General features: G+C 66.5%; 21 protein-coding genes. 14 read left to right on the top strand and 7 right to left on the bottom strand.

What is annotated here, in order from left to right; translation table 11 throughout:
• Window positions 1–578, bottom strand: a 578-nt coding sequence (locus AC1DTF_RS09820; RefSeq protein ID WP_477473936.1) for a DUF222 domain-containing protein, incomplete at its 3' end; no start/stop codon positions are given.
• 136 nt (window positions 579–714) lie between these two features.
• Between AC1DTF_RS09820 and AC1DTF_RS09815 the strand changes: the two genes are divergently transcribed.
• From AC1DTF_RS09815 to AC1DTF_RS09765, 11 genes are all read left to right on the top strand, one after another.
• A complete protein-coding gene (locus tag AC1DTF_RS09815) occupies window positions 715–1680 on the top strand; it encodes a sugar kinase (protein WP_477473935.1) in 966 nt (321 codons plus the stop codon).
• The gene (locus tag AC1DTF_RS09810) at window positions 1677–2288 is read left to right on the top strand and encodes a bifunctional 4-hydroxy-2-oxoglutarate aldolase/2-dehydro-3-deoxy-phosphogluconate aldolase (RefSeq protein ID WP_477473934.1); all 612 of its coding nucleotides are present in this window, start codon (window positions 1677–1679) and stop codon (window positions 2286–2288) included. Before AC1DTF_RS09815 ends, AC1DTF_RS09810 begins: the two co-directional genes overlap by 4 nt.
• On the top strand, window positions 2285–3253 hold the full coding sequence (locus AC1DTF_RS09805; RefSeq protein ID WP_477473933.1) for a C-terminal binding protein: 969 nt from the start codon (window positions 2285–2287) through the stop codon (window positions 3251–3253). The genes AC1DTF_RS09810 and AC1DTF_RS09805 overlap by 4 nt, the downstream gene beginning before the upstream one ends.
• Window positions 3250–3639 carry a cupin domain-containing protein gene (locus tag AC1DTF_RS09800; protein WP_477473932.1) on the top strand — a complete coding sequence of 130 codons (390 nt, stop codon included), beginning with the start codon at window positions 3250–3252 and terminating at the stop codon, window positions 3637–3639. The genes AC1DTF_RS09805 and AC1DTF_RS09800 overlap by 4 nt, the downstream gene beginning before the upstream one ends.
• 75 nt (window positions 3640–3714) lie before the next feature.
• Window positions 3715–5463 carry an ABC transporter permease subunit gene (locus tag AC1DTF_RS09795; protein WP_477473931.1) on the top strand — a complete coding sequence of 583 codons (1749 nt, stop codon included), beginning with the start codon at window positions 3715–3717 and terminating at the stop codon, window positions 5461–5463.
• Window positions 5464–6564, top strand: a complete 1101-nt coding sequence (locus tag AC1DTF_RS09790) for an ABC transporter ATP-binding protein (RefSeq protein ID WP_477473930.1) — start codon at window positions 5464–5466, stop codon at window positions 6562–6564. It begins immediately after the preceding gene.
• A gap of 40 nt (window positions 6565–6604) precedes the next feature.
• Complete coding sequence (locus tag AC1DTF_RS09785; RefSeq protein ID WP_477473929.1) at window positions 6605–7696, top strand: extracellular solute-binding protein; 1092 nt, start codon at window positions 6605–6607, stop codon at window positions 7694–7696.
• Window positions 7697–7733: 37 nt separating this feature from the next.
• The gene (locus AC1DTF_RS09780) at window positions 7734–8693 is read left to right on the top strand and encodes a 2-hydroxyacid dehydrogenase (RefSeq protein WP_477473928.1); all 960 of its coding nucleotides are present in this window, start codon (window positions 7734–7736) and stop codon (window positions 8691–8693) included.
• 18 nt (window positions 8694–8711) lie between these two features.
• Window positions 8712–9539 carry a 5-dehydro-4-deoxy-D-glucuronate isomerase gene (gene kduI, locus AC1DTF_RS09775; RefSeq protein ID WP_477473927.1) on the top strand — a complete coding sequence of 276 codons (828 nt, stop codon included), beginning with the start codon at window positions 8712–8714 and terminating at the stop codon, window positions 9537–9539.
• A 69-nt stretch (window positions 9540–9608) separates the two neighbouring features.
• Entirely contained in the window at window positions 9609–10415 is an 807-nt protein-coding gene (locus AC1DTF_RS09770; RefSeq protein WP_477473926.1) for an IclR family transcriptional regulator, read from the top strand.
• Window positions 10408–11163, top strand: coding sequence for an SDR family NAD(P)-dependent oxidoreductase (locus AC1DTF_RS09765; RefSeq protein ID WP_477473925.1), 756 nt, complete (start codon window positions 10408–10410; stop codon window positions 11161–11163). The genes AC1DTF_RS09770 and AC1DTF_RS09765 overlap by 8 nt, the downstream gene beginning before the upstream one ends.
• Before the next feature lie 283 nt (window positions 11164–11446).
• Here the strand turns inward: AC1DTF_RS09765 and AC1DTF_RS09760 are convergent, their stop codons facing one another.
• A complete protein-coding gene (locus AC1DTF_RS09760; protein WP_057168184.1) occupies window positions 11447–12361 on the bottom strand; it encodes an MBL fold metallo-hydrolase in 915 nt (304 codons plus the stop codon).
• Between the two features lie 98 nt (window positions 12362–12459).
• Entirely contained in the window at window positions 12460–13380 is a 921-nt protein-coding gene (locus AC1DTF_RS09755; protein ID WP_477473924.1) for an NmrA family NAD(P)-binding protein, read from the bottom strand.
• A 213-nt stretch (window positions 13381–13593) separates the two neighbouring features.
• On the opposite strand from AC1DTF_RS09755, the gene AC1DTF_RS09750 reads away from it, so the two are divergent.
• A complete protein-coding gene (locus AC1DTF_RS09750; RefSeq protein ID WP_477473923.1) occupies window positions 13594–14034 on the top strand; it encodes a winged helix-turn-helix transcriptional regulator in 441 nt (146 codons plus the stop codon).
• Between the two features lie 59 nt (window positions 14035–14093).
• Window positions 14094–14849: a GTP pyrophosphokinase gene (locus AC1DTF_RS09745; protein WP_477473922.1), complete on the top strand. Its 756-nt coding sequence runs from the start codon at window positions 14094–14096 to the stop codon at window positions 14847–14849.
• Window positions 14850–14855: 6 nt separating this feature from the next.
• Here AC1DTF_RS09745 and AC1DTF_RS09740 read toward each other — a convergent pair whose 3' ends face one another.
• Genes AC1DTF_RS09740 through AC1DTF_RS09730 form a run of 3 tightly spaced genes read right to left on the bottom strand, consistent with a single transcriptional unit; the run spans window position 14856 to window position 18585 of the window.
• Window positions 14856–16154, bottom strand: a complete 1299-nt coding sequence (locus AC1DTF_RS09740) for an NtaA/DmoA family FMN-dependent monooxygenase (protein ID WP_477473921.1) — start codon at window positions 16152–16154, stop codon at window positions 14856–14858.
• A 35-nt stretch (window positions 16155–16189) separates the two neighbouring features.
• Window positions 16190–16777: a TetR/AcrR family transcriptional regulator gene (locus tag AC1DTF_RS09735; RefSeq protein WP_477473920.1), complete on the bottom strand. Its 588-nt coding sequence runs from the start codon at window positions 16775–16777 to the stop codon at window positions 16190–16192.
• Complete coding sequence (locus AC1DTF_RS09730; RefSeq protein ID WP_477473919.1) at window positions 16774–18585, bottom strand: flavin-containing monooxygenase; 1812 nt, start codon at window positions 18583–18585, stop codon at window positions 16774–16776. Before AC1DTF_RS09730 ends, AC1DTF_RS09735 begins: the two co-directional genes overlap by 4 nt.
• Before the next feature lie 190 nt (window positions 18586–18775).
• On the opposite strand from AC1DTF_RS09730, the gene AC1DTF_RS09725 reads away from it, so the two are divergent.
• Window positions 18776–20161 carry an NAD(P)H-dependent amine dehydrogenase family protein gene (locus AC1DTF_RS09725; protein ID WP_477473918.1) on the top strand — a complete coding sequence of 462 codons (1386 nt, stop codon included), beginning with the start codon at window positions 18776–18778 and terminating at the stop codon, window positions 20159–20161.
• A 47-nt stretch (window positions 20162–20208) separates the two neighbouring features.
• Here AC1DTF_RS09725 and AC1DTF_RS09720 read toward each other — a convergent pair whose 3' ends face one another.
• Window positions 20209–21684 (bottom strand): HNH endonuclease signature motif containing protein, encoded by a 1476-nt coding sequence (locus AC1DTF_RS09720; RefSeq protein ID WP_477473917.1) that lies wholly within the window; start codon window positions 21682–21684, stop codon window positions 20209–20211.
• Window positions 21685–21809 lie beyond the last annotated feature (125 nt).

Genomic DNA, 21809 nt, shown 5'->3' with positions numbered 1-21809 from the left:
GCATCGCGGTGTGACTGTAGGCCGGCCTCGAATTTCGCGGCCTCCACCTTGGGCAGGGTGATCCGCCACGTCGTGGAATCGTCGCCCTCGATCATGGTGATCTTGCGTTTCGGTTCGGGCTTGTGTTCGGGTTCGGGGCGGGGTTCCTGTTTGACCGCGGTGCGCAACTGGGTCACGGTGGCGTACTGCACCAGTTCGGCGTAGTGCTCATCGCAGCCCTGGCCGCCATGTTCGGCGATGACCCCGAGCTGATCGAGCGACACCCGTCCTTCCTGTAAGCCTGCGACGCAGCGTTCAAGTTCGTCGATGCGGTGGGCGATGGCGACCATGGTGTCGGCGTTGCGGGGTGAGACACCGGTCTTCCAGGCGACCAATGCTTGCAGGGAGCGGCACCCTGTGGCACCCCACAGGGCGTTGCCGTCGGCGGCGCCTCTGCCGTCGATCTCGGCGATGATCTCCACCAACCGACCATCGAGGGCGTTGCGCTGCCCGATCAGCTCACCCATCTCCTCGAACAACACCTCAATACGCCGCACCGGAGGCACGTGCTCGGCGTAAGCGGTTGTGGGAGGCGGCATATCACGATTTTAGTCGGGGGGTCCGACAAGTTCGGTCGCGGTGATGGAGGGCCATGATGCTCAGTCAAATCTGAACTAGCGTTGACCGCGTCCCAGTTTTATGGAACGGTATTCCAAAATCGAATGCGAGGTTCCGATGCTTGTCAGCGATGCCCTGATCGCCACCTATGGTGAGCCGCTGTTGCGGCTCAGTACGGGTGCGGGCAGCCAGATCGACCGGGTCGGCACGCTGGACGTGGCGGTCGGCGGTGCCGAACTGAACGTCGCGGTTGCGCTGACCGCACTCGGCCGCCCGGCGCGTTACATCAGCGCCGTTCCCGACTCGCTGCTCGGCGATCGGGTGATCACCGAACTGCGCTCCCGCGGCGTGCTCACCGACCACGTGCAGCGGGTACCGAACGCGCGGCTGGGCCTGTACTTCGTCGAACACGCCTGCGCACCACGGGCGCACCGCGTGGTCTACGACCGGGCGGCCACCGCGTTCGCCGCTGCGGCCGTGGACCACGACGCCCTGGACGGCGTCGGCACCCTGATCGTCAGCGGCATCACCGCTGCCCTGGGGTCCGGTCCCGCAACGCAATTGGTGCAGCTGGTCGCGGCCGCACGCGCACGGGACATCCGTGTCGTCGTCGACATCAACTACCGGGCACTGCTCTGGCCGCCGGCCGCGGCAGCGGCGGCATTGACCCCGCTGCTGCGATCGGCCGACGTCGTAGTGTGCGCGGCGCGCGATGCGCACACTGTGTTCGGCGTCGACGGCCCACCGCCGCAGCGCGTACACACGCTGCGCGAGCGATATGCCCCCGATGCCGATCTCGTCGTGCTGACCGACTCGGCCAACGGTGCCGTCGCGGCCTCTGCGCAGGGGCAGTGGTCCGCAATTGCCCCCGCCACCACCGTCATCGACCGGTTCGGCGCGGGCGATGGGTTCACCGCCGGCCTGATCTGGAGCCTCACCGCGGGCGAGGAACCGCAGCGCGCATTGGCGGCAGGGGTGGCACTGGCCGCAATGGCCTGCACCCTCGACGGCGATATTGCCGCGTTCTCGGAGGGCGAATTGCGCTCTGTCATCGATGATCCGACCGCGGCGATGGTGCGATGACCTCCGCTGAAGCGCTGGACCGTCTCCGGCGGGAACGGGCGTTGGTCCTGCTGCGCGCCGAGAACATCTCCGACGCCGTGCTCGACGCCTTCGTCGAGGGCGGTCTGGGCGCGATCGAGGTCAGCCTCGTCGCGCGGGATGCCACCGACACCATCACCCGGCTACGAACACGGCACCCCGAGCTGCTCGTCGGCGCCGGAACGGTGCGCACGGCAGCCCAGGCCGCGGCCGCAATCGCCGCCGGGGCGCAGTACCTCATCTCGCCCGCCGCGGCCCCCGAGGTGGCGCAGTGGTCCAGGCAGCACGACATCCTGCACGTGCCCGCCGTGCTGACGCCCACCGAAGTGGACACCGCGCTGCGCAGCGGCGCTCCGCTGCTCAAGCTGTTCCCCGCCGCGCGCCTGGGGCCCGGCTACGTGCGCGATCTTCGTGCGCCCTTCCCCGAAGTGGAATTCCTTGCCTCCGGCGGCATCTCGATCGACACCGTCCCCGACTACCTGGTGGCCGGGGTGAGCGTCGTCGGTCTCGGTGGAGCGCTGGCCGCCTCATCTGATCCAGACGAAGTCCGAACCCTGACCCAAGCCCTCGTGAAAGCGGCCCACCTGTGAACCTGACTCTGGCGGTACTCGACACCGCCTACGGCGACATCTCCGTCGAACTGGCCGCCGCCGCGGAGGCCGGGGTGCGGGTCTTCGACGCCCGCGACGACGACCGGGGCGCACAGGACGCCGACGGTGTGCTGGTGCAGTTCGCCACCATCGGGGCCGAGGAGATGGACGCGCATCCCCGCTGGCGGGTGATCGGGCGCTACGGCGTCGGCTTCGACACCATTGACATCGACGCGGCCACCGCCCGCGGTATCCGCGTGGTCAACGTCCCCGACTACTGCGAGGAAGAGGTCGCCACCCACGCGGTGGCGCTGGCGCTGGCGTCCGTGCGGCGAATTTCGGAGGCCGACAAACTGATCCGCAAAGGCGGTTGGGGATACTGGCGTGACCTCAAGCCCATCCCGGCGCTGTCGGAGTCCACGCTGGGCGTGATCGGGCTGGGTCGGATCGGCCGCGAAACCCTCCGCCTGCTGCGGCCGTTCTTCGGGCGGGTGGTGGCCTTCGACCCATACGCCGAGGACGTCGCAGATATCGAGCGGCTTCCGCTGGACGCGGTGCTGTCCGCGTCCGATGTGGTGACGCTGCACCTACCGCTCAACGAAGGCACCCATCATCTGATCGATGCTGCCGCGCTGGCATTGATGAAGCCGAAGGCTCACCTGGTCAACGTCTCTCGCGGCGGGCTCATCGACTCCCGAGCACTCGCCGACGCGCTGAGCAGGGGAGCGCTCGGCGGAGCCGCGCTGGACGTGCTGGAGACCGAGCCGCCGGCCGCCGACGATCCCGCGCTCGGTGCGCCCAACCTCATCGTCACCAACCACCTCGCCTGGTACTCGGACAGTTCCGAACCGCGCCTGCGGGGACTGCTCGCATCCCGATGCGCAGCGGTCCTGGTCGGTGAAGAGGCGCCGTCGATCGTCAATGGTCCGGCGCTGGCCGGTCGCACCCGAGAGGAAACCCGATGACTGCTGATCCCGCGCTCTTCGCCGTCCTGGACGCCGAGTCGCTGCCACTGGAGCCCTCCGACCCACCGGCCCGGGTGGTCGCCGGTTCCCCGCAGTGCGCCGAGAAGGTGATCGTCGCCGTCGGCGATCTCGAGATCGGGGTCTGGGAGGTCACTCCCGGCCGTTTCCTGTCCGCCAAGCCCGATATCGGCGAGGTCATGCACTTCATCGCGGGTAGCGGCACGCTCACGCACGCGGACGGCACGGTCACCGACATCGGTCCCGGGGTCACCGTGTCGCTGCGGCCGGGGTGGAGTGGGGAGTGGAACGTGGTGCAGACCGTGCGCAAGATCTACGCCGTCTATCCCGGCGTCGGCACGGAAACATCAACGGGTCCAACGAGTTAACCCCAAATATCCAAACGACACATTTCGGAAACACAATATTGGTACGGTGTTCCAAAATCCTAGGGAGGTGAAAACATGTCCGGCGAAACCACAGTACAGAGCGCCATCGGAACACCTGGCGCACGCCGATCGGTGATCGGCCCCCGCACAGTCCGGCTGGGCCTCGTGCTGCCCGTCATCGTGGTGTACGCGCTGTTCTTCGTCTGGCCGATCCTGACGGTGTTCCTGCGCAGCATCAGCGAGAAGGGCCGATTCGACGCCGCCGCACCGAAGTGGAGTTTCGACGCGTACGGGCAGCTCTTCCAAGATGACTTCCTGCTGCTGGTCGAATGGCGCACGGTGGTGCTGGCGGTCAACTCGACACTGATCACGATCCTGCTCGCCTTTCCCACGGCCTACTTCATCTCACGCCTGCGGCGGCGCACCGCGACGCTGGTGCTGCTGTTGGTCCTGGTGCCGTTCTGGATCTCGATCGTGGTGCGGCTGTTCTCGGTGACCTCGATCCTGAGTCCGAACGGTCCACTCAACCAGCTGTCCATCTTCCTGGGATTCGGCCCACTGAACCTGCTGTACACACCGGTGGGCACGCTGGTCGGCACGGTGATGTACCTGCTGCCGTACATGATTCTGGTCCTCTACGCCGGCATGGTCGCAGTGGACAACAACCTGCTGCTCGCCGCGCGCACCATGGGCTCGTCTGCGGCCCGCACCTTCTTCACCATCTACCTCCCGCTGATCCGGTCGTCCCTGATCAGCGGTGGCCTCCTGATCTTCATCCTGGCGCTGGGTTTCTTCCTCGTGCCGGCAATCCTCGGCGGCCCGACCGAACAAACCATCTCGGTCTACATCCAACAGCAGATCGACGTGTTCCGCTGGGCCATCGCCAGCGCGATGGGCATCCTGCTGCTGGTCGCCACCGTCATCTGTTACATCGGGGTCGTCCGGCTCACCGGTGAGTTCAAGGTCGGTGTGGGCTCGGTGCAGGTCAAGGGAGTCAGTGCCGAACAGCCGTTCCGGTGGTCGGTCCCCATGGTGTGCTCGGCCGTCGTGTCGTTCATCACCATCGCCGTCCTCGTCGTCCCCGTCCTGTTCGTCTTCCCACTGTCCATCGGCGAGACCGGCACCGTCGTGTTCCCGCCCCGTGGCTTCACCCTGCAGTGGTACGCCGAGGTGTTCACCACCGCGACCTGGCTGGGGCCGATCGGGCAGAGCCTGGTGGTCGGCGCGGGTACCGGTGTGCTGTCCGTGGCGATCGGCCTGGTGCTGGCCCGGTTGATGCGCTCGATGACCTCGACCGCGGGCAAGGCCCTCATCTCCGGGCTGGCCTTCGCCCCGATCATCACCCCGGCGATCCTGCTCGCGATCGGGATGTACGACGTGCAACTGCAACTCGGGCTCACCGGCACCGTCGGCGGATTGATACTGGCGCACACCATCATTGCCGCGCCGCTGTCGTTCGCGCTGATCGCGGCCGCCATGAACGGCGCCGACCGGGGGCTGGAGGAAGCCGCGTGGACGCTCGGCGCGTCCCGCACCCGCGCCTTCTGGGTGGTCGTGGTGCGCGCCATCCTGCCGAGTGTGGCCGGGGCGTTCGTCATCGCCTTCGTCACGTCCTGGGACGAAGTGGTCCTGGCGCTGTTCCTGCAGACGGGTCCGACCAAGACCCTGCCCGTGACGATCTACAAGTACCTGGAGAGCGGGATCGTCCCCACGGTGCCGGCCGTCGCCTCGCTGCTGGTCACCTCCGTCGTCGTCATCCTCGCCATCCGCGGGGTCTTCACCGTGGTGCGGAACAAGCGTGCCCAGAAGGTTCAGGAGTCATAAATGGGCAGCACATCAGGCGCCGGCGGGTCCCGCGGCGAGGTCACCGCCACCGCGGTCGGCCTCGACTACCACGGCGTGCCCGCGCTCGACGATGCCGACCTGCACGTCGAGGCGGGCGAGTTCTTCACGCTGCTGGGCCCCAGCGGTTCGGGCAAGACCACCCTGCTGCGGATCATCGCCGGCCTGCTCGACGCCACCCGCGGCCGCGTGGACATCGACGGCCAGGACGTCACCCAGGTGCCCACCCAGCACCGCGACATCGGCTTCGTCTTCCAGAACTACGCGCTCTTCCCGCATCTCACCGTCGCGCAGAACATCGAGTTCGGGCTCAAGGTGCGCCGGCTGGACACCGCCGCACGTCACCGCCGGGTCCAGGAGATGCTCGAACTGGTGGCCCTCGGCGGACTCGGGGACCGCGCACCCGGACAGCTCAGCGGCGGCCAGCAGCAACGGGTGGCGCTGGCCCGCGCCCTGGCCCAGGGCCCGCGGGTGCTGCTGCTCGACGAACCGCTGGGCGCACTCGACCGCGCCCTGCGCCAGGACCTCGGCGCCGAAGTCCGTCGCATTCAACAACAGTCGAACACCACCGCCATCTACGTCACCCACGATCAGGACGAGGCGTTCATCCTGTCGGACCGGATGGGGGTCATGCGTGACGGCCGGATCTGCCAGATCGGGCGGCCCGAGGACATCTACCGCGACCCCAAAGACCTTTTCGTCGCCCGATTCCTGGGACAGGCCAACCTGTTCGACGTCGACATCCTGGAACGCACCGATGACATCGTCACCGTCGCCCGCGGCGAGCATCGGGTGCGGGCCAGGGTCGGCGAGCGGATCACCGACGCCGAGGCGACCTGTGTGGTCAGGCCGGAACAGATCGCGCTGTGCACCGACGCACCGCCCGAGGGCTACGACCTCCTGGGCCGTGGCGAGGTGACGGTGTCGCGCTTCCTCGGGCAGCGGCACAGCGTCCACATCACCATCAACGGCTCCGAGGTCACCRCCGACCTCGATCCCTACGGTCGGGTCCCCAAACCCGGCGACGTCGTCGGCGCCTGCGTGCGGGCCGGCCACGCCGCACTCATCCCGCGCACGCTCTGAGCCCTCCACCCTCCACGCACCTCACGAAAGCAGGAACATCATGGGAATCAACGGTATTCGCGCTCAGCGGGTGGCCGCGGCACTGGCTGTCACCGCGCTGGCGGTCACCGCGTGCGGCTCGGGCGGATCCTCGGAATCGGACGAGAGCTCGGCCGCCGGGGGCGACATTCTGTTCTACGACACCAGCGGCGGCGACGTCTGGACCCAACTCAGCGAAACACTGTTCGCCGACTACACCACCGACACCGGGGTGACGGTCACCGACGACTACAACGAAGCCGCCACCAAGTTCTTCGGCGCCGCCGAAGCCGGGCAGGTGCCGTGGAGTCTGGTGTTCTTCCCGACCGTCAACGACGCCCGAAATGCCGCGGAAGCAGGCTATCTCGCCGAGATCGACACCGCGAAAGTGCCGGTCGACAAGCTCACCGAAGGCACCTACGACGAGCACGGCATCCAGGTCGGCACCTTCGGCATGGTGCTGGCGTGGGACGGCGAGGCCTACGATCAGGCCCCGACGTCGATGAGCGATCTGTGGGATCTGCAGAAGTTCCCCGGCAAACGGTGCTTCTTCAACAACCCGCAATACGGGTGGACGCTGGAGGCCGCACTGCTCGCCGACGGCGTCGCTCCCGCCGATCTGTACCCCCTCGACGTGGACCGCGCGCTGGGCAAGCTCGACGAGATCAAATCGGACATCACCTGGTGGACCAGCGGTGCCCAGTCCATCGAATCGTTCGAGAACGGCTCCTGCGATATCGGCATCCTGTGGGCCAACCGCGCCTCATCGGCCAAGGCCGACAACGGATTCCCCATGGAGATCAGCTGGAACGGCGCCGGCTACTCCAACAGTGTGTGGGCCATCCCCGCCGATGCCCCCAACCAGGCCGCCGCCCAGGAACTGCTGGCCAACGTCATCAACAACAAAGAAGGCCAGATCGCTTTCGCCTCCAAGATCCCGACCCCGATCCCGGCGTCGGTGACCGACGTGAAGCCCGATGACTTCCCCGAAGAGGTGCGGCAGTTCCTGCCCATCGGGGACAACGTGTCCGGCGCCATCACGCAGGACACTGACTACTACGCCACCAATCTCGACACGGTGGTGGATCAGTTCAACCGTTGGGTCGGTCAGTGATCTCCGGTCCAACCATCAATCACCTAGGAAGACCACGATGAAGATCGTCTGCATCGACGGAGAAGCGCAGTACAAAGACATCGTGCTGCGCGACGTCGCCGCACCGCTGGAAGCCGCCGGACACCAATTCGAATGGTTCGAAGAGTCTTTCGCCGACATCGAGGCCACCATCGCCCGTGCGTCCGGCTACGACGCGCTGTACGTCGTCGGCGATCAGGGGCCGGTGCCACCCGGACTGCTGCGGGCCAACCCCACCGTCACACTGGTCAGCTTCGTCGGCACCGGGGCACGTCGTTTCGTGGCCATGGACGAGGCCGCTGAATGCGRTGTCACGGTCACCAACGTTCCGGACTTCGCCAGTCAGAGCGTTGCCGAGCACGCGCTGGCGCTCGTCTTCGCCGCCGCTCGCCGGATCGCGGAAGGGGACAACCTCGTCCGCGCGGGGCACTGGGAGAAGAAGCAGGGCCTCAAGCTCGCCGGGCGACGGCTCGGTGTGGTCGGCGCCGGCGCGATCGGCAGCCGGATGATCAGCCTGGGCAAGGGCATCGGCATGGACGTCGTGTACTGGTCGCGCACCGCCGATGCCGCCCGTGACGAGGAGCTCGGGGCCCGGCGCGTCGAGCTCGACGAGCTGTTCGCCAACTCGGATGTGGTGTCGTTGCACCTGACACACACCGAGGAGACCGACGGCATCATCTCGCGTCCGCTGCTGGAGAGCCTGCGGCCCAACGCCATTCTGGTGAACACCGCCCGCGCCGAGATCGTCGACCAGGCGGCACTGGCCGACATTTTGGCCCGCGGCGCCATCTTCGGCGCCGGTATCGACGTCTTCCTCGAAGAGCCGCCGCACCCGGATTCGCTGCCGCCCGCCGGGGCGAATGTCGTGCTGTCCGCGCACGTGGGTTTCCACACCGACGAGGCCGACGACGTCTTTCGGCTGGCCGGGGAGAACATCCTCGCCTTCGCCACCGGCACACCCACCAACGTCATCGACTAGTTCACAGAGAGAAGATCAATGAAGATCCAACACGCCACCCACCCGGATGACCTGGCCGCCCTCAGCGGCCAGGACCTGCGGAACCGATTCCTCAACCAGGATCTCTTCGCACCCGGTGAAGTCCGGCTGACCTACACCCACCACGACCGGATGGTGCTGGGCGGCGCGGTCCCTGCGGTCGACGAGTGGCTCGCGCTGCCGGTGCCCGCAGAGCTGCGTTCCGAGTCCTTCTGCGAACGCCGCGAACTCGCGGTGGTGGCGGTGGCCGGCGCGTCGCGGGTGCGCGCCGACGGGCAGGAATGGGAACTGTCCAAGGGTGATGTCCTATATCTGGGTCGCGGCGCCGCCGACATCGCATTCTCCGGCACCGAGGCCGACAGCGCGCTGTTCCTGGCGTCGGCGCTGGCTCACGTGAGCCACCCGCACACGCTGGTCACCCTCGCCGACGCGGACGCCACCGCGGCCGGTGAGACCGAGACCGCCAACAAGCGCACCATCTATAAGCACCTGCAGCCGGGCGGGGTGCCCACCGCGCAGCTCGTCCTCGGGATCACCGCACTGGAGCCGGGCAGCGTGTGGAACAGCATGCCGCCGCATCTGCATGACCGGCGCACGGAGGCCTACCTGTACTTCGATCTGCCGGAATCGCACCGCATCCAGCACTTCATGGGCCGCCCCGACGAACTGCGCACCCTGACGATGAGCAATCTGAATCTCGTCGTGTCACCCAGCTGGTCGGTGCATTTCGGTGCGGGCACGTCGAATTACGCGTTCGTGTGGGTGATGGCCGGTGAGAATCAGGCCTTCACCGACATGGATCAGGTCGCGATCTGCGATCTGTGCTGATCGCGCAGTTAAGGTTTCGGAAGTCGGCGGCTTCCGTGCAGTCGGGTGCAACGGGAAGAGGACGGTGATATGACGCCGAGTGAAGCGGAGCCCATTGCGGGCACCCAGAGTCTGGACCGGGCGTTGCAGGTCCTGCTGCGGATCGCCGAGGAGCCCCCGCCCGGGCTCACGTTGGCGGCGTGCAGCAGCATCCTCGGCTACAGCAAGCCCACCACCCAGCGCATGTTGCGCACGTTGGTCGCCAGGAACTTTCTGGCCTACAACGAGGAACTCGGCGTCTACGCCCTGGGTGTCGCCAACGCGCAGTTGGGGTCTGAGTATCTGCATCGGCTGGATCTGCGCCGGGTGGCGTTGCCGGAGATGCGGGCGCTCGTGGCGGCCACCGGGGAGACCGCGCACCTGGGCGTGGTGACCGGTCAGGACGTCGTCTACATCGAGTTGGTCGATTCACCGCATCCGGTGCGGATTTTCAGCCGGGTGGGTGATGCCGTGCCCGCGTACGCGACCGCGATCGGCAAGGCCATTCTGGCGTGGACGGATGACAGCGTCCTGTCCCGGCACCTGCCTGAGGTCTTCGTACCCCGCACCGCGAACACCTTGCGTGACCGGGAGGCCTTGGAGGCCGACCTTTCCGACGCACGTCTGCGCGGCTATGCCATCGACGATGAGGAGAACCGGACGGGGATCAGGGGCTATGCCGCCCCGATCTTCGATCACACCGGAGCGGTGTCGGCGGCGGTGAGCATCGGTGGGCCGGCTGACCGTGTCGATGTCAGCGCCAACGACCGGTTGGGCGGCGCGGTGATCGAAGCGGCCGGCGCGATCTCGCGACTGCTCGGTCACCACATCAAGGCCAAAGCGTCCGAGCGTGACTGACCGGACGCCGCTCACCGGGCGCACCGCCGTGGTCACGGGGGCCAGCCGGGGGATCGGCCTGGCGATCGCGGAACGCCTGGCACGCGACGGTGCCGACGTCATCGGTATCGCACGATCCATCGACGCACTGCAGACCTGTGGCGACCGGGTGCGCGGCGCCGGCCGGGAATTCGTGCCCGTCGCAGCGGCTTTGGAGTCACGGCCGGACCTCTACGCGGCGATCGACGTCATCGGGCCGATGAATGCCGACATTCTGGTGCATGCCGCGGGGATCAACAGGCGTGCCCCGGCGGTCGAGCACGGAGATGAGCTGTGGGACGAGGTCATCGCGGTGAACTTGACCGYGCCGTTCATCCTGACCCGCGAAATCGGGCGCGAGATGGTGGCGAGAGGTTCCGGCAACATCGTCTTCGTGGCGTCGATGCTGAGCTATCAGGGCGGCGTCACGGTGCCCGGATATGCCGCGAGCAAGGGAGGCGTGGCGCAACTGACGAAGGCCTTCGCCAACGAGTGGGCCGGGCGGGGCGTCAACGTCAACGCGATCGCCCCGGGTTACGTGCACACCGACATGAACGAGGCGCTGCTCGCCGACACGGAACGCAATACCCAGATTTCGCAGCGGATTCCTGCGGCGCGGTGGGGGAGCCCGGACGAGATGGCGGGCGCGGTGGCCTTTCTCGCCTCAGGCGACGCGCGCTACATCCACGGCACCATCGTCAACGTCGACGGCGGGTGGCTGGCGCGCTGATCGCTGAGCGCGAACGGATCAGGCGACGGCGGCGTCAGTCGCGCTCTGCTTGGCGGGCGCCTGCGCGCAGGTGACGCATTCGGCGGAATCGATGTCGATGTGTCCGCAGCTGGTGCAGATGAAAGGGATCATGCGCGGGCCTTCGGTTCGTTGGTACGGCGCCGTATCGCGCCTGTGCCACGCATGTACCCCGCAGGCCGGCGAGTCCAAACCGGCGTGGGTGAACAGCAGATGAACTTCGTGTGGCACCGGACCGGTCAAGGTCCGGTGCCACACGAGTCGGTCAGTAGTCCCAGGTGGCCGGGATGAACCGGAAGCCGCCGCCGGCGACCGCGACGTGGCATACCGAGGGGAACGGCAGGTGGGTGGCCACCAGCTGCTCGCGGGAGGCGGCCAGCTCGGTGAGCAACTTGATCCGGACCCGTGTCGACTCCTCGGGATCGTGTTCGAAACCGTTCTGCCATTCGGGGTTGTCGAACCCGGGCTGGAACACCGCGTCACCGGCGAAGGTCAACGCCTCGCCGCGTGACTCGATGCGCACGATGCTGTGCCCGGGGGTGTGGCCACCGGTGCGGCGCAGCAGCACACCGGGCGCCACCTCGTACTCGTTCTCGAAGGTCCGCAGCTGGCCGCGGTAGAGGTCGAGGAACTGCGCGGCGGTCTGCCGCAACACCGGCGGGATCGCCGCCGGCATGACGGTGCGGGTGAAGTCGGGAGCCGCCCAGAACTCGGCCTCGGCGGTGGCGACGTGCACCCGCAGGTCGGCGCGCAGCTTGTTACGCAGCCCGTCGACGAGCAGTCCGCCGATGTGATCCATGTGCAGGTGGGTCAGCACCACATCGGTCACCGAGGATGGCTCGATCCCGGCGGCCACCAGGCGCATGCTCAGCTGCCCGGCGCGCGGGAAGTCCGGGAATTCCGTGCCCAGACCGGAGTCGATGAGGATGGTCTTGCCGCCGCTGCGCACCACGGCCACGTTCAGCGGCCAGTCCAGGATCTCCGGGGGCAGGAACATGTCCTTGAGCCAGGCCGAGTATTCGGCGGGCTCGGCGTTGGTGGCCATCGTCGAGGCGGTGATCGGCAGCACGCCGTCGCTGATCACCAGTACATCGATATCGCCTACCTGCAACGCGTAGCGCGACGGCACCAGCTCGTCGAGCCCTGTCCTACCCAGATCTGCAACGCTGTCCACGCTCATGGTGTTCTCCTGATCGTCGTGTCGACGAAGGTGCGGGCTGCCCTTCTACCCGCTCGAACGCACGCTTTTCGCAGAGTTTTCCCGACCCCGAGAATTCCCTAATTCTCGGCCCGCACCGTCTCCCAGGACGCTTCCTGGCCGGGAAGCTCGAATGCGGCGCGATTGGCGGCGGTGAACTCCTCGACGGTCACTGCGGGAGTTCCGGTGATCACCTCGACGAGATTGTCGGTGCCGGCGAAGATGCCGTCGCGGTAGTCCTGGGCCACGTTGCTCAGATGCTGGATGAGGAAGGGTGTCGCGCCTTGTGCCGTCAATGCCCGCCCGAAATCCGCGATGTCGACCGGCTCGTAGCGCACCGGAAAGCCCAAGGTCTGTGCCATCTTCTCGGCGATCTGGGCATGGTTCAGATCCACCGGTCCGCGCAGCGGGTAGATCTGGCGGTCGTGAGGTGCTGGATTGGTCAGGATCGCCGCGATGACCCGGGCCTGGTCGGCGCTGGTGATCGGTGCGTGACGTCCGTCGGCGAACGGAAGGCGCAGYGTTCCCTGGTCGTCGCGGCGTGACCACTGCCAGAGCAGCCAGTCGGCGAAGAACGTCGGCCTCAGATGGGTGGTGATCAGTGCGTTGCGATCCCACATCCGCTCACTCAGCCAGTGCTGCTGGGCGGCATGACTTTTGGCCTCACGCCGGGCCGAGATCTGGGACATGTTGACCACCGAACGCACGCCGGCCTCGGCGGCGGCCTGAGCGAAGATCGCGGTGGCCTCCAATAGTCCGCCCGGGTCGATCGGGTAGCAGAAATAGGCGGCGGAGACCCCGGCCATCGCGGAGCTCACCGCGCCGAAGTCCAAGAGATCGGCCGCGATGACCTCGGCGCCGAGCAGGCTCAGCTGCTCGGATCGCTCGTCACGGCTATGGACGAGCGCCCGCACCGACGCGCCCTGCGCGCGAAGGAGTTCCACGGTGCGTGAGCCTGTCTTTCCAGTGGCCCCGGAAATCAGGTAGACGTCGGGGCTCACCGGTTCACGTCCAACACCGTCGTGGGGGTCGGTTCACACTGTGCGAAAGCGGTTAGCATCGGTTGCTCCTGAAGTCGTTTTGAAGGTTGGAATATCCAACCGACTGGAGCTTAGGCATAGTTGGTTGGAAATCGCAACCGACAATTTCCGTGAACTGCCGAGGTGTAGGTTGGAGAAGTCAACTCACTCATCTGACGGAAGGCGCCGAGGCCGATGTCACCCACAAGGTCGCCGCAGCCGCGGATCCCGACGCCACGGGCCTGCCCGATTGCGGCGTCGCTGGATATCCTGGGGGAGCGCTGGAGCTTGCTGGCTGTGCGCGAAATCAGCTACGGCACTCATCGTTTCGATCAGATCGCCAAGTACACCGGCGCGTCGCGGGATATCCTCACGGATCGGTTGCACAAGCTTGTCGACGCCGGCGTCCTCGAGCGCCGCCAGTACAGCGAGCGCCCACCGCGGTACGAGTATCACCTGACCGAGGCCGGAAGCGAGCTCGCGCCGGTATTGACCGCGCTGACGATATGGGGCAATAAATGGGCGCCCGACGCCCCGTACACGTCGACCACCCATGACTGTGGGCAGCCACTGGCCGTCCACATGGTCTGTGATCACTGCGGCGGCGCAGTCGGCGCCCCCGCCGAGTTCGGCTAGTTCGACCCGCCCGAACGCGCGATTTCTGCGGAGTTTTCTTGATCAGGCATCCTGGAGGTATGAATTCCTCTCTCGATGCCGTACCTGATGCTCTGCTCGAGGAGTTCCAGGTGCTGCGCGAAGAGTTCTCCCGATTCATGTTCGCCTACAAGTTCGGCATGGACGAGGTGACCACCAAGGTCTCCATCCTGCAGCAGGAGTTCAAGCATCTGCAGAAGTACAACCCGATCGAGCATGTGACCAGCCGGCTCAAGACGCCCGAGAGTGTGCTCGACAAAATTGCCCGCAAGCAGTGCGAACCCCGTTTCGAGGAGATTCGCGCCAAGATCACCGACATCGCCGGTGTCCGGGTCACCTGCTCGTTCACCTCGGACGTCTACCTGATCTCCGACGCGCTCACCCGGCAGGACGATCTCACCGTGCTGCAGCTGAAAGACTATGTGGCCGAGCCCAAACCAAACGGCTATCGGAGTCTGCACCTGATCGTCGAGGTGCCCGTCTTCCTGTCCAGCGGCGTGGTCAAGGTCCCTGTCGAGGTCCAGGTCCGCACCGTGGCGATGGACTTCTGGGCCAGCCTTGAGCACAAGATCTTCTACAAATACGCCGGTGAGGTCCCTCCGCACATCGCGCGCAGCCTGGAGGAGGCCGCGACCACCGCGGCGCGACTGGATGACGAGATGGAGAGCCTGCACCACGACGTGCACGGCGCGCTGCCACCCGTGCCGGTTGAGATGGCCAGCGGCAGCATCCCGATCCCCGACGCGGTACTGGCACGCTTCGCCCAGCAGCGGCTGGGATCCTCCACGCTCATATAGCCTGCGTCAGAACCGTTCCCGCAGTGGGCGGTCCGCAGGAGTGGGGCGGTAGATGCCGCGGTCGACGAGCCGGGGCACCACTTCGTCGATGAACTCGCGGATGGCCGCCGAACCCGCCGAGAACATCAGGTTGAAGCCGCCGACGTTGCCGTCCTCATGCCAGGCCGCGAAGTCGTCGACGAGTGCGTCGTAGGTGCCGACGAACTTGCGGTGCGTGGCGCCGCCACGGCCGACGGCCTGCGCGACGACCTCGCGCACCGTCACGCCGGGGCGCTCCTGGATCCAGTTGTACAGACCGACATAGTTGCCGAACGTGCTCTTGATCGTCTTCTCGACGTCGGCCGGGCGGGGGAGTTCGTGGACGGGGAACGGGTCGTTGATATCGCCGTAGGTGAATTCGAGTCCGAACTGTCCCAACGCGAATGGTGCGATCGGCTCCCAATTGACGTAGCTGTCGAGCTCCGCCAGCTTCTCCTCGGCCTCCTTGGTGGTCTTGCCGAGGTAGGGGATCAGGCCCGGGATGGGCGGCACCGAACCGGGGGTGCGGCCCTGCTCGACGAGCGCCTTGTCCAGCGTCTCGCGGTATTCGGCGGCACTCTCGCGGGTGGAGGAGTTGGTGAACACCATCTCGGCGTGCTTGGCGGCGACCCTGATTCCGGCACCCGACCCGCCGGCCTGCGCGATCAGCGGGCGGCCCTGCCGGCTGGGCGCGATGTTGAGCGGGCCGGTGACCTCGAACAGGTTGCCCTGGTGGTTGATCGGCTCGGCGTAGAACCGGGTCAGCCCGTCGGGATCGCGGCGCAGGGATCGGTTGTCCCACAACGCCCGCATGACATCCAGGAACTCGTCGGCGCGCGCGTAGCGGGCCTCGCGATCCAGATGCTGTTTCAGGCTGTAGTTCAGCGCGAACTGGTCGATGACCGAGGTGACGGCGTTGTACCCGGCGCGGCCGTCCGACGCCTGGTCGAGGGAGGCCAGCAGCCGGGCCAGGTTGTAAGGGTCGTAGAACGTGGTCGACGCGGTGGCGATCAGGCCGACGTGTTTGGTGTGCTGGGAGATGGCGGTCAGCGCGGTGATGGGTTCGGCGGGCCCGCCGTCGAAGGCCGGAGACCCGTTGAGGCCCGGGATGTCGCCGACGAACAAGGCGGTGAACAAGCCCTCGTCGCCGAACCTGCCGTACTCGATCAGCCGCTCGAAGGTGCCGCGCTCGGGTACGCCGTGCGCCTGTTCGTACTTGTAGGCGCCCTGGTGCAGATTGATGTCATTGGCGACCAGATTCAAATGCAGATAACGCTTTTCGGCCATCGACTGGCTCCTATCGGTGAGTGCAAGGCGCGCGGTCAGCGCATGGTGGAGTACAGCGCGTCGGTCATCGCCTCGATGGCGGCGTCGCGGTCCAGCGGCCAGCCGTCGACCAACCACAGATGCATGAAAGAGTCGACCATCGTGTACATCATCGCAATGGCCAGTCGCAGTTGGGCTTCGGTGGCGCCGGGCATGGCATCGGTTTGTACCCAGTCATTGACGTTGGCTTCCATGGTGGCGCGGTGTGCGGCGGCGAACTCCGGGTCGGCGGCACGCGCCTGGTGCAGTGCGGTGTACAGCTCGGGCGCCGAGGTGTAGAAATCGACGACCTTCTCGAAGAAGGAGCGCACCGTGGGGCGGCCCGATTTGCCGCCGCGCGGGTGATCGCGGTCGGTCCACACCGTCATCCGGGTGTTGCGCAGTTCGCGCAGCACGGCGGCCTTGCTGTCGAAGTGCAGGTAGAACGTCGCCCGCCCGATGCCGGCGCGCTGCACGATGTGGTCGATGGTGGTGGTGACGTAACCGCGTTCGGCGAACGCCTCCAGGGCGGAGGTCATGATGTGGTCGCGGGTCATGATGCGGTGGCGGTCGCGCATGGTGAGTTTCTTGGTGGCAGTGGTCATATGATCGTCACCCCCTCCAGGCGGCCATCGGCGCGCCAAGCGCTGAGCATGTCGAAGAAGTCGGTGGGTTTGCCACCGAAGTTGTTGGACAGCATGCTGTGCGGATTATCCTTCTCGCCTTCAGAACTCAGGTAGCTCGGCGTGCAGTCCGCGTAGAACGCCTTGGGTTTCTCCGAGGCCTCGTTCATCGCCGAGAGCCAGTCTTCCTCGGCGTCGCGGGTGGCCTCGATGGTGGCGGCGCCGCGTTGCGCCCAGGTGCTGACCAGGTAGGTGAAGTGGCGGGCGCGTTCCTCGGCGGTGTGGGTGTAGTTGGGGGAGACCCCGGATTGGGTGTAGCCCAGGAAGAAACAGTTCGGGAAGCCGTGGGATTGCAGGCCGTGGAAGGTGCGCATGCCCTTGGCCCATTTGTCGCTGAGGCGCACCTGGTCGCGGCCGGTGATCTCGAAGCCGAGGCGACGGGTGAATTCGGTGCCGACCTCGAATCCGGTGGCGAAGATCAACGCGTCGAGTTCATAGTGCACACCGGCGACGACGGCGGCGGTCTCGGTGAACCGTTCGACGCCCCGGCCGTCGGTGTCGACCAGCGTGACGTTGTCCCGGTTGAACGTCCTGAGGTATTCGTCGTGGTAGCCGGGGCGTTTGCAGTTCAGCTTGAACCAGGGTTTGAGCGCTTCGGCGGTCTGCTCATCGGTCACCACGCGGGCGATGCGTCCGCGTAGACGTTCCATCGCCTCCCAGTCGGCGTGATACAGGAATTCGGTGATCTCGTCGGGGGTCATCTCCCGGCCGAGTCTCTGGGTTTCGCGGATGACGGCCGGCTCGGTCAGAGCCAGCGCGTTGCGGGTCCAGCCATCATCGGTGAGATCGAGGTCCATCTCGACACCGCAGGTGACCCGGGTGAAGTTCTCCATCCGCTTGAGCTGCCAACCCGGTTCGAGGGTCGTCGCAAAGGACGGGTCGGTGGGGCGGTTGTTGCGTTCGGCCACAGTGCTGGGAGTGCGCTGAAAGACGTAGAGCTGCTGGGCTTCCCGGCCGAGGTGCGGGATGCACTGCAGGCCGGTGGCGCCGGTGCCGATGACGCCGACCTTCTTGTCTCGCAGCTTGGTCAGGCTGCCGGACTCGTCGCCGCCGGTGTAGTCGTAGTCCCAGCGGCTGGTGTGGAAGGTGTGCCCGCGGAACTCGTTGATGCCGGGGATGCCCGGAAGCTTCGGCCGGGTCAGGGATCCGGGGGAGACGGCGACCAGGTTCGCAGTCAGTCGGTCTCCGCGGTCGGTGCTGATCTCCCAGTGTTTGGCCGCCTCGTTCCATGTCATGGCGGTGACGGTGGTCTGCAGCAGGGTGTTTCGGTACAGGCCGCAGTGGCGGGCGATGGCCTGAAGGTGTTCCCGGATTTCCGGGCCGTGGGCGTAACGCTCGGTGGGGACGTAATTCAGCTCTTCGAGCAGTGGCAGGTAGATGTAGGACTCGATGTCGCATTGGGCGCCGGGGTAACGGTTCCAGTACCAGGTGCCGCCGAAATCGCCCGCGGTGTCCACGACCCGGATGTCGGTGATCCCGGCCTCCTGTAGCCGGGCTGCGGCGATCAGGCTGCCCAGCCCGCCGCCGATGATCAGGACCTGGGTGTGATCGCGGACGGGTTCGCGTTCGGTGCGCTCGGTGTACGGGTCGTCGGCGTAGTGCGAGAAATCCGCAGTGACCTCGACGAACTGGTCGACGCCGTCGGTGCGCAGGCGCTTGTCGCGCTCAGCTGCGTACTTGGCGCGCACCCAGGCGGCGTCGTAGACCGCAGGTGGGGGACCCAGTGACATCGTCGTCGCTCCATCCATCTCGCTGGACGGTATGTCCAGTGAATGTACTTGGCGAAATGTTTACAGAGAATGCGTCCTGTGTAAAGGGCTATGTGCCGAAGAGGGTGAATGTAGGCTCCGTGTTACGTGCCACCTGCGGTGGCCATGCCGCCCTTCCTGATCTCCTCCGCGCTATACCCTGGAGTGCTCCGTGACAGACGCCCCGATTCGCCTGGTGCAGTGGACCACCGGAAACATCTCGCGTGAGGCGGTCAAGGGCATTCTCGAACGCCCCGGGCTGGAACTGGTCGGCGTATTCGCCTACAGCGCTGACAAGGTAGGTAAGGACCTCGGCGAGCTGTGCGGGCTCGACCGCAGACTCGGTGTCGCGGCGACCAATAACATCGGCGACATTCTTGCGCTGAAGCCAGACTGCGTTGTCTATATGCCGTTGCATCCCGACATCGACCATTTGGAGACGCTGCTTCGTGCGGGCATCAATGTCGCGACGACTGCACACTTCATGACCGGCCGTGCGTATGGGGAGGAGGCTCGTGCGCGGATCGAAGCCGCCGCCGTCGAAGGTGGTGTCAGTATGTTCGGAAGTGGCGTGAACCCGGGCTACGTGCAGTATTTGGCGTCGATCGCGACCAACGTGTGCCGTACCGCCAACTACGTGAGCATTCTGGAGTCTTTCGACATCGGGCCCTGGGCCGGGGACGCGAACCAGGACGAGCTGGGCTGGGGGCGTCCGGCGGGTGACGCGAACCACGAAGCGGACATCGAGCATGCCACCATCCCGTTCGGCGACACCTGCGAGGCGCTGGCCGAACTGCTTGGCCTAGCCCTCGACGGCATTCGGTGCGATGTCGAGTTCGCCTACGCAGCAAAAGATCTCGATATCCCAGGACGTGATGTTCGCACAGGCACCGTTGCCGGCATCTACGCACGCTGGATCGGCTCGGTCGGTGGGTTGGATGTCGTGGAGACCGCCGTCAAGTGGACGATCACCCCCGACCTCACCCCGGCTTGGAACATCGCGATGGCCTACGAGATCGAGATCCGCGGCCATCCGAACGTCACCCTGCGAGCCGGAGTGCTGCCGGAGTTCGGCTCGATGACGATGGACGAGATGGTCGGAATCGGTTCGGTGATCACGGCCATGCCGGTCGTCAACGCTATTCCGGCCGTCGTCGCCGCGCGGCCCGGCATCGTCGGCTATTCAGACCTTCCCGCGGTCGGGACCCAGTTGGTGCCCGCCCCGGCGCCCGCGCCGGCGGCTGCGGTGCCCCCGCCATTGCGTCCGCACTTCACGCGCCAGTCGACCCTGCAGGAACTCGGCGCCTCACAGGTGGGGCGGCTGCTCAACCGCGTTGTCGCCAAACAGGCCAGGAAGGCGGCCACCAATGACCGCGAGGTGGCGATGTTCGTCGGCATGGCCGCATACCAGAGCGTTGCACAAATGGTGTCGATGAGCGATGGCAAGATGTCCTGGGCGGTCGCGGACTCGATCATCGACCTGGCGAATGGTCAGCCCCATCGAATCGCCGGGCGGGCCATAGCCGCGGTCCGGAAACGATGGCAAGCACCCCGGTAGACGATCCGAGTTGGTACCCCGGTGCGTTGCGTGGGTCGCGCCTACTTCTAGGGAGGGGGATCGTCTTCTCGGGGTGCGAGGAGGCGTTCGGGGTGGTGCATGTTGTTGAGGTGGGCTCGGCCGGTGGTGGGGTCGATCCATTCGAAGCGGCCGTCGGGTCGGCGTCGGGTGCTCCAGCCGGTGTCTTCGATCATCTGGTTTGCGGGGCCGCAGGCCAAGGTGAGATCGTCGATGTTGGTCTGTCCGCCGTGTTTCCAGTCTGCGTGGCCGTGGTGGGCCTGGGTGTCGTAGAACGCGGCGTCGCAGCCGGGGCAGGTGCAGCCGCGTTCGCGGCCGAACAGCGCGAGTTTCTGGGCTCCGGTGGCGCAGCGTTGGGCGCGGCCGAGGTGCAGGGCCATGGAGGTGTGGCCGTCGAAGACGGCGAGGTAGTGGTAGGCCCCGGCGGCGGCCATCGTGATCAGATCCCGCATGGGGAGCAGGGAGCCGCCGCCGGTGACGGCGTATCCGGCGCCGGCGTGGAGTTCTCGCAGGGTGGTGGTGATCACCACGGTGGTGGGTAGTCCGTTGAGTCGGCCCAGGGTCTGGGAGCGCAGCAGCAGGTCGAAGGCGGCTTCCACGGCGTCGTGGAGGTAGTGGGCCTTGGTGCGCCATTGGGGATCCGGTAGCGGGGTGAGCGGCGGCGCGGTCGGGTCCTCGTGTTGCGGAGGAGACGAATTGTCCTCGCTGGCAGGGCGTTCGGGCGCGGATGCCGGTTCGGGTTCGGATTGGGGTTCGGGTTCGTCGCACAGTGGCGGTTGCGCTTCTGTGGGGTCGGGCTCGCGTGCGGGGTGGCGGCCGCGCTCGGAGAATTTGGCGAGAATGGGTTCGATCATGGCGCGCAGTTTCGGGGTGACCCATCCCGACAGGTAGCTCAGGCCGTCGGGTTGTTGAGAGCCCAGGTGCAGGCCGGCTTTGCGTGCGGCGGCGTCGGCGGGTTCCTCGCCGTCGGGGTGCAGCAGGGCCAGCAGGTGGATCGCCAGGACGGCCAACGAGTGCGGGTCCAGGTCGGCGGCGGCTGTGACCAGTGACTGCTCGGTTTGGCAGCGGGTGATCGGGTCGACGGTGGCGGGCAATGCATTGAAGAACTTGCGGATCACCTCGAGGTGTTCCTCGCCGAACGCGCCGCGCAACAGTGCGGCGGCGGTGTGTTCCCATGCGGGCGCCATGTCTTGGCCCTGCAGTGTTCGCCGCGGCGCCAGTTGGGTGGCGCGAGTGAGGAGTTTGTGGGCGCGGCCCTTGCTCATCCGGCTGCGCAGGGTGAGCAGTTTCGTCCAGGAGGTCGCCCCCAACTCGGCGGGACTGGCTTCGCGCTGCAGGCGGGCCAGGATCGCGTATCCGAGCATCGGGACTCGGTGGGTGGTGGTCTCGACGTCGGCGAACGCGGTGAGCAGGTCGCGGTGGGAGCAGGCATCGACATCGGCGGCCAGCAGCGCGTCCACACTCGCGGTGTAGGCGGCGACCGCGGCGGCCAGATCCGATGTCATGTTTCGAACATACGTGCTACCACCGACAAAAACGGCCGCAGTGGGACTGGTGAAACCAAAGGGGCAGAAGATATTTCGCGTCATTGACGCCGCCGATGTCGCACTCCGAAAGCATCGGATATATA

It is taken from the genome of Mycobacterium sp. P4_H6 (assembly GCF_056400845.1).
The sequence above is the reverse complement of the archived record's forward strand: the minus strand, read 5'-3'. Positions and strand labels throughout refer to the sequence as shown.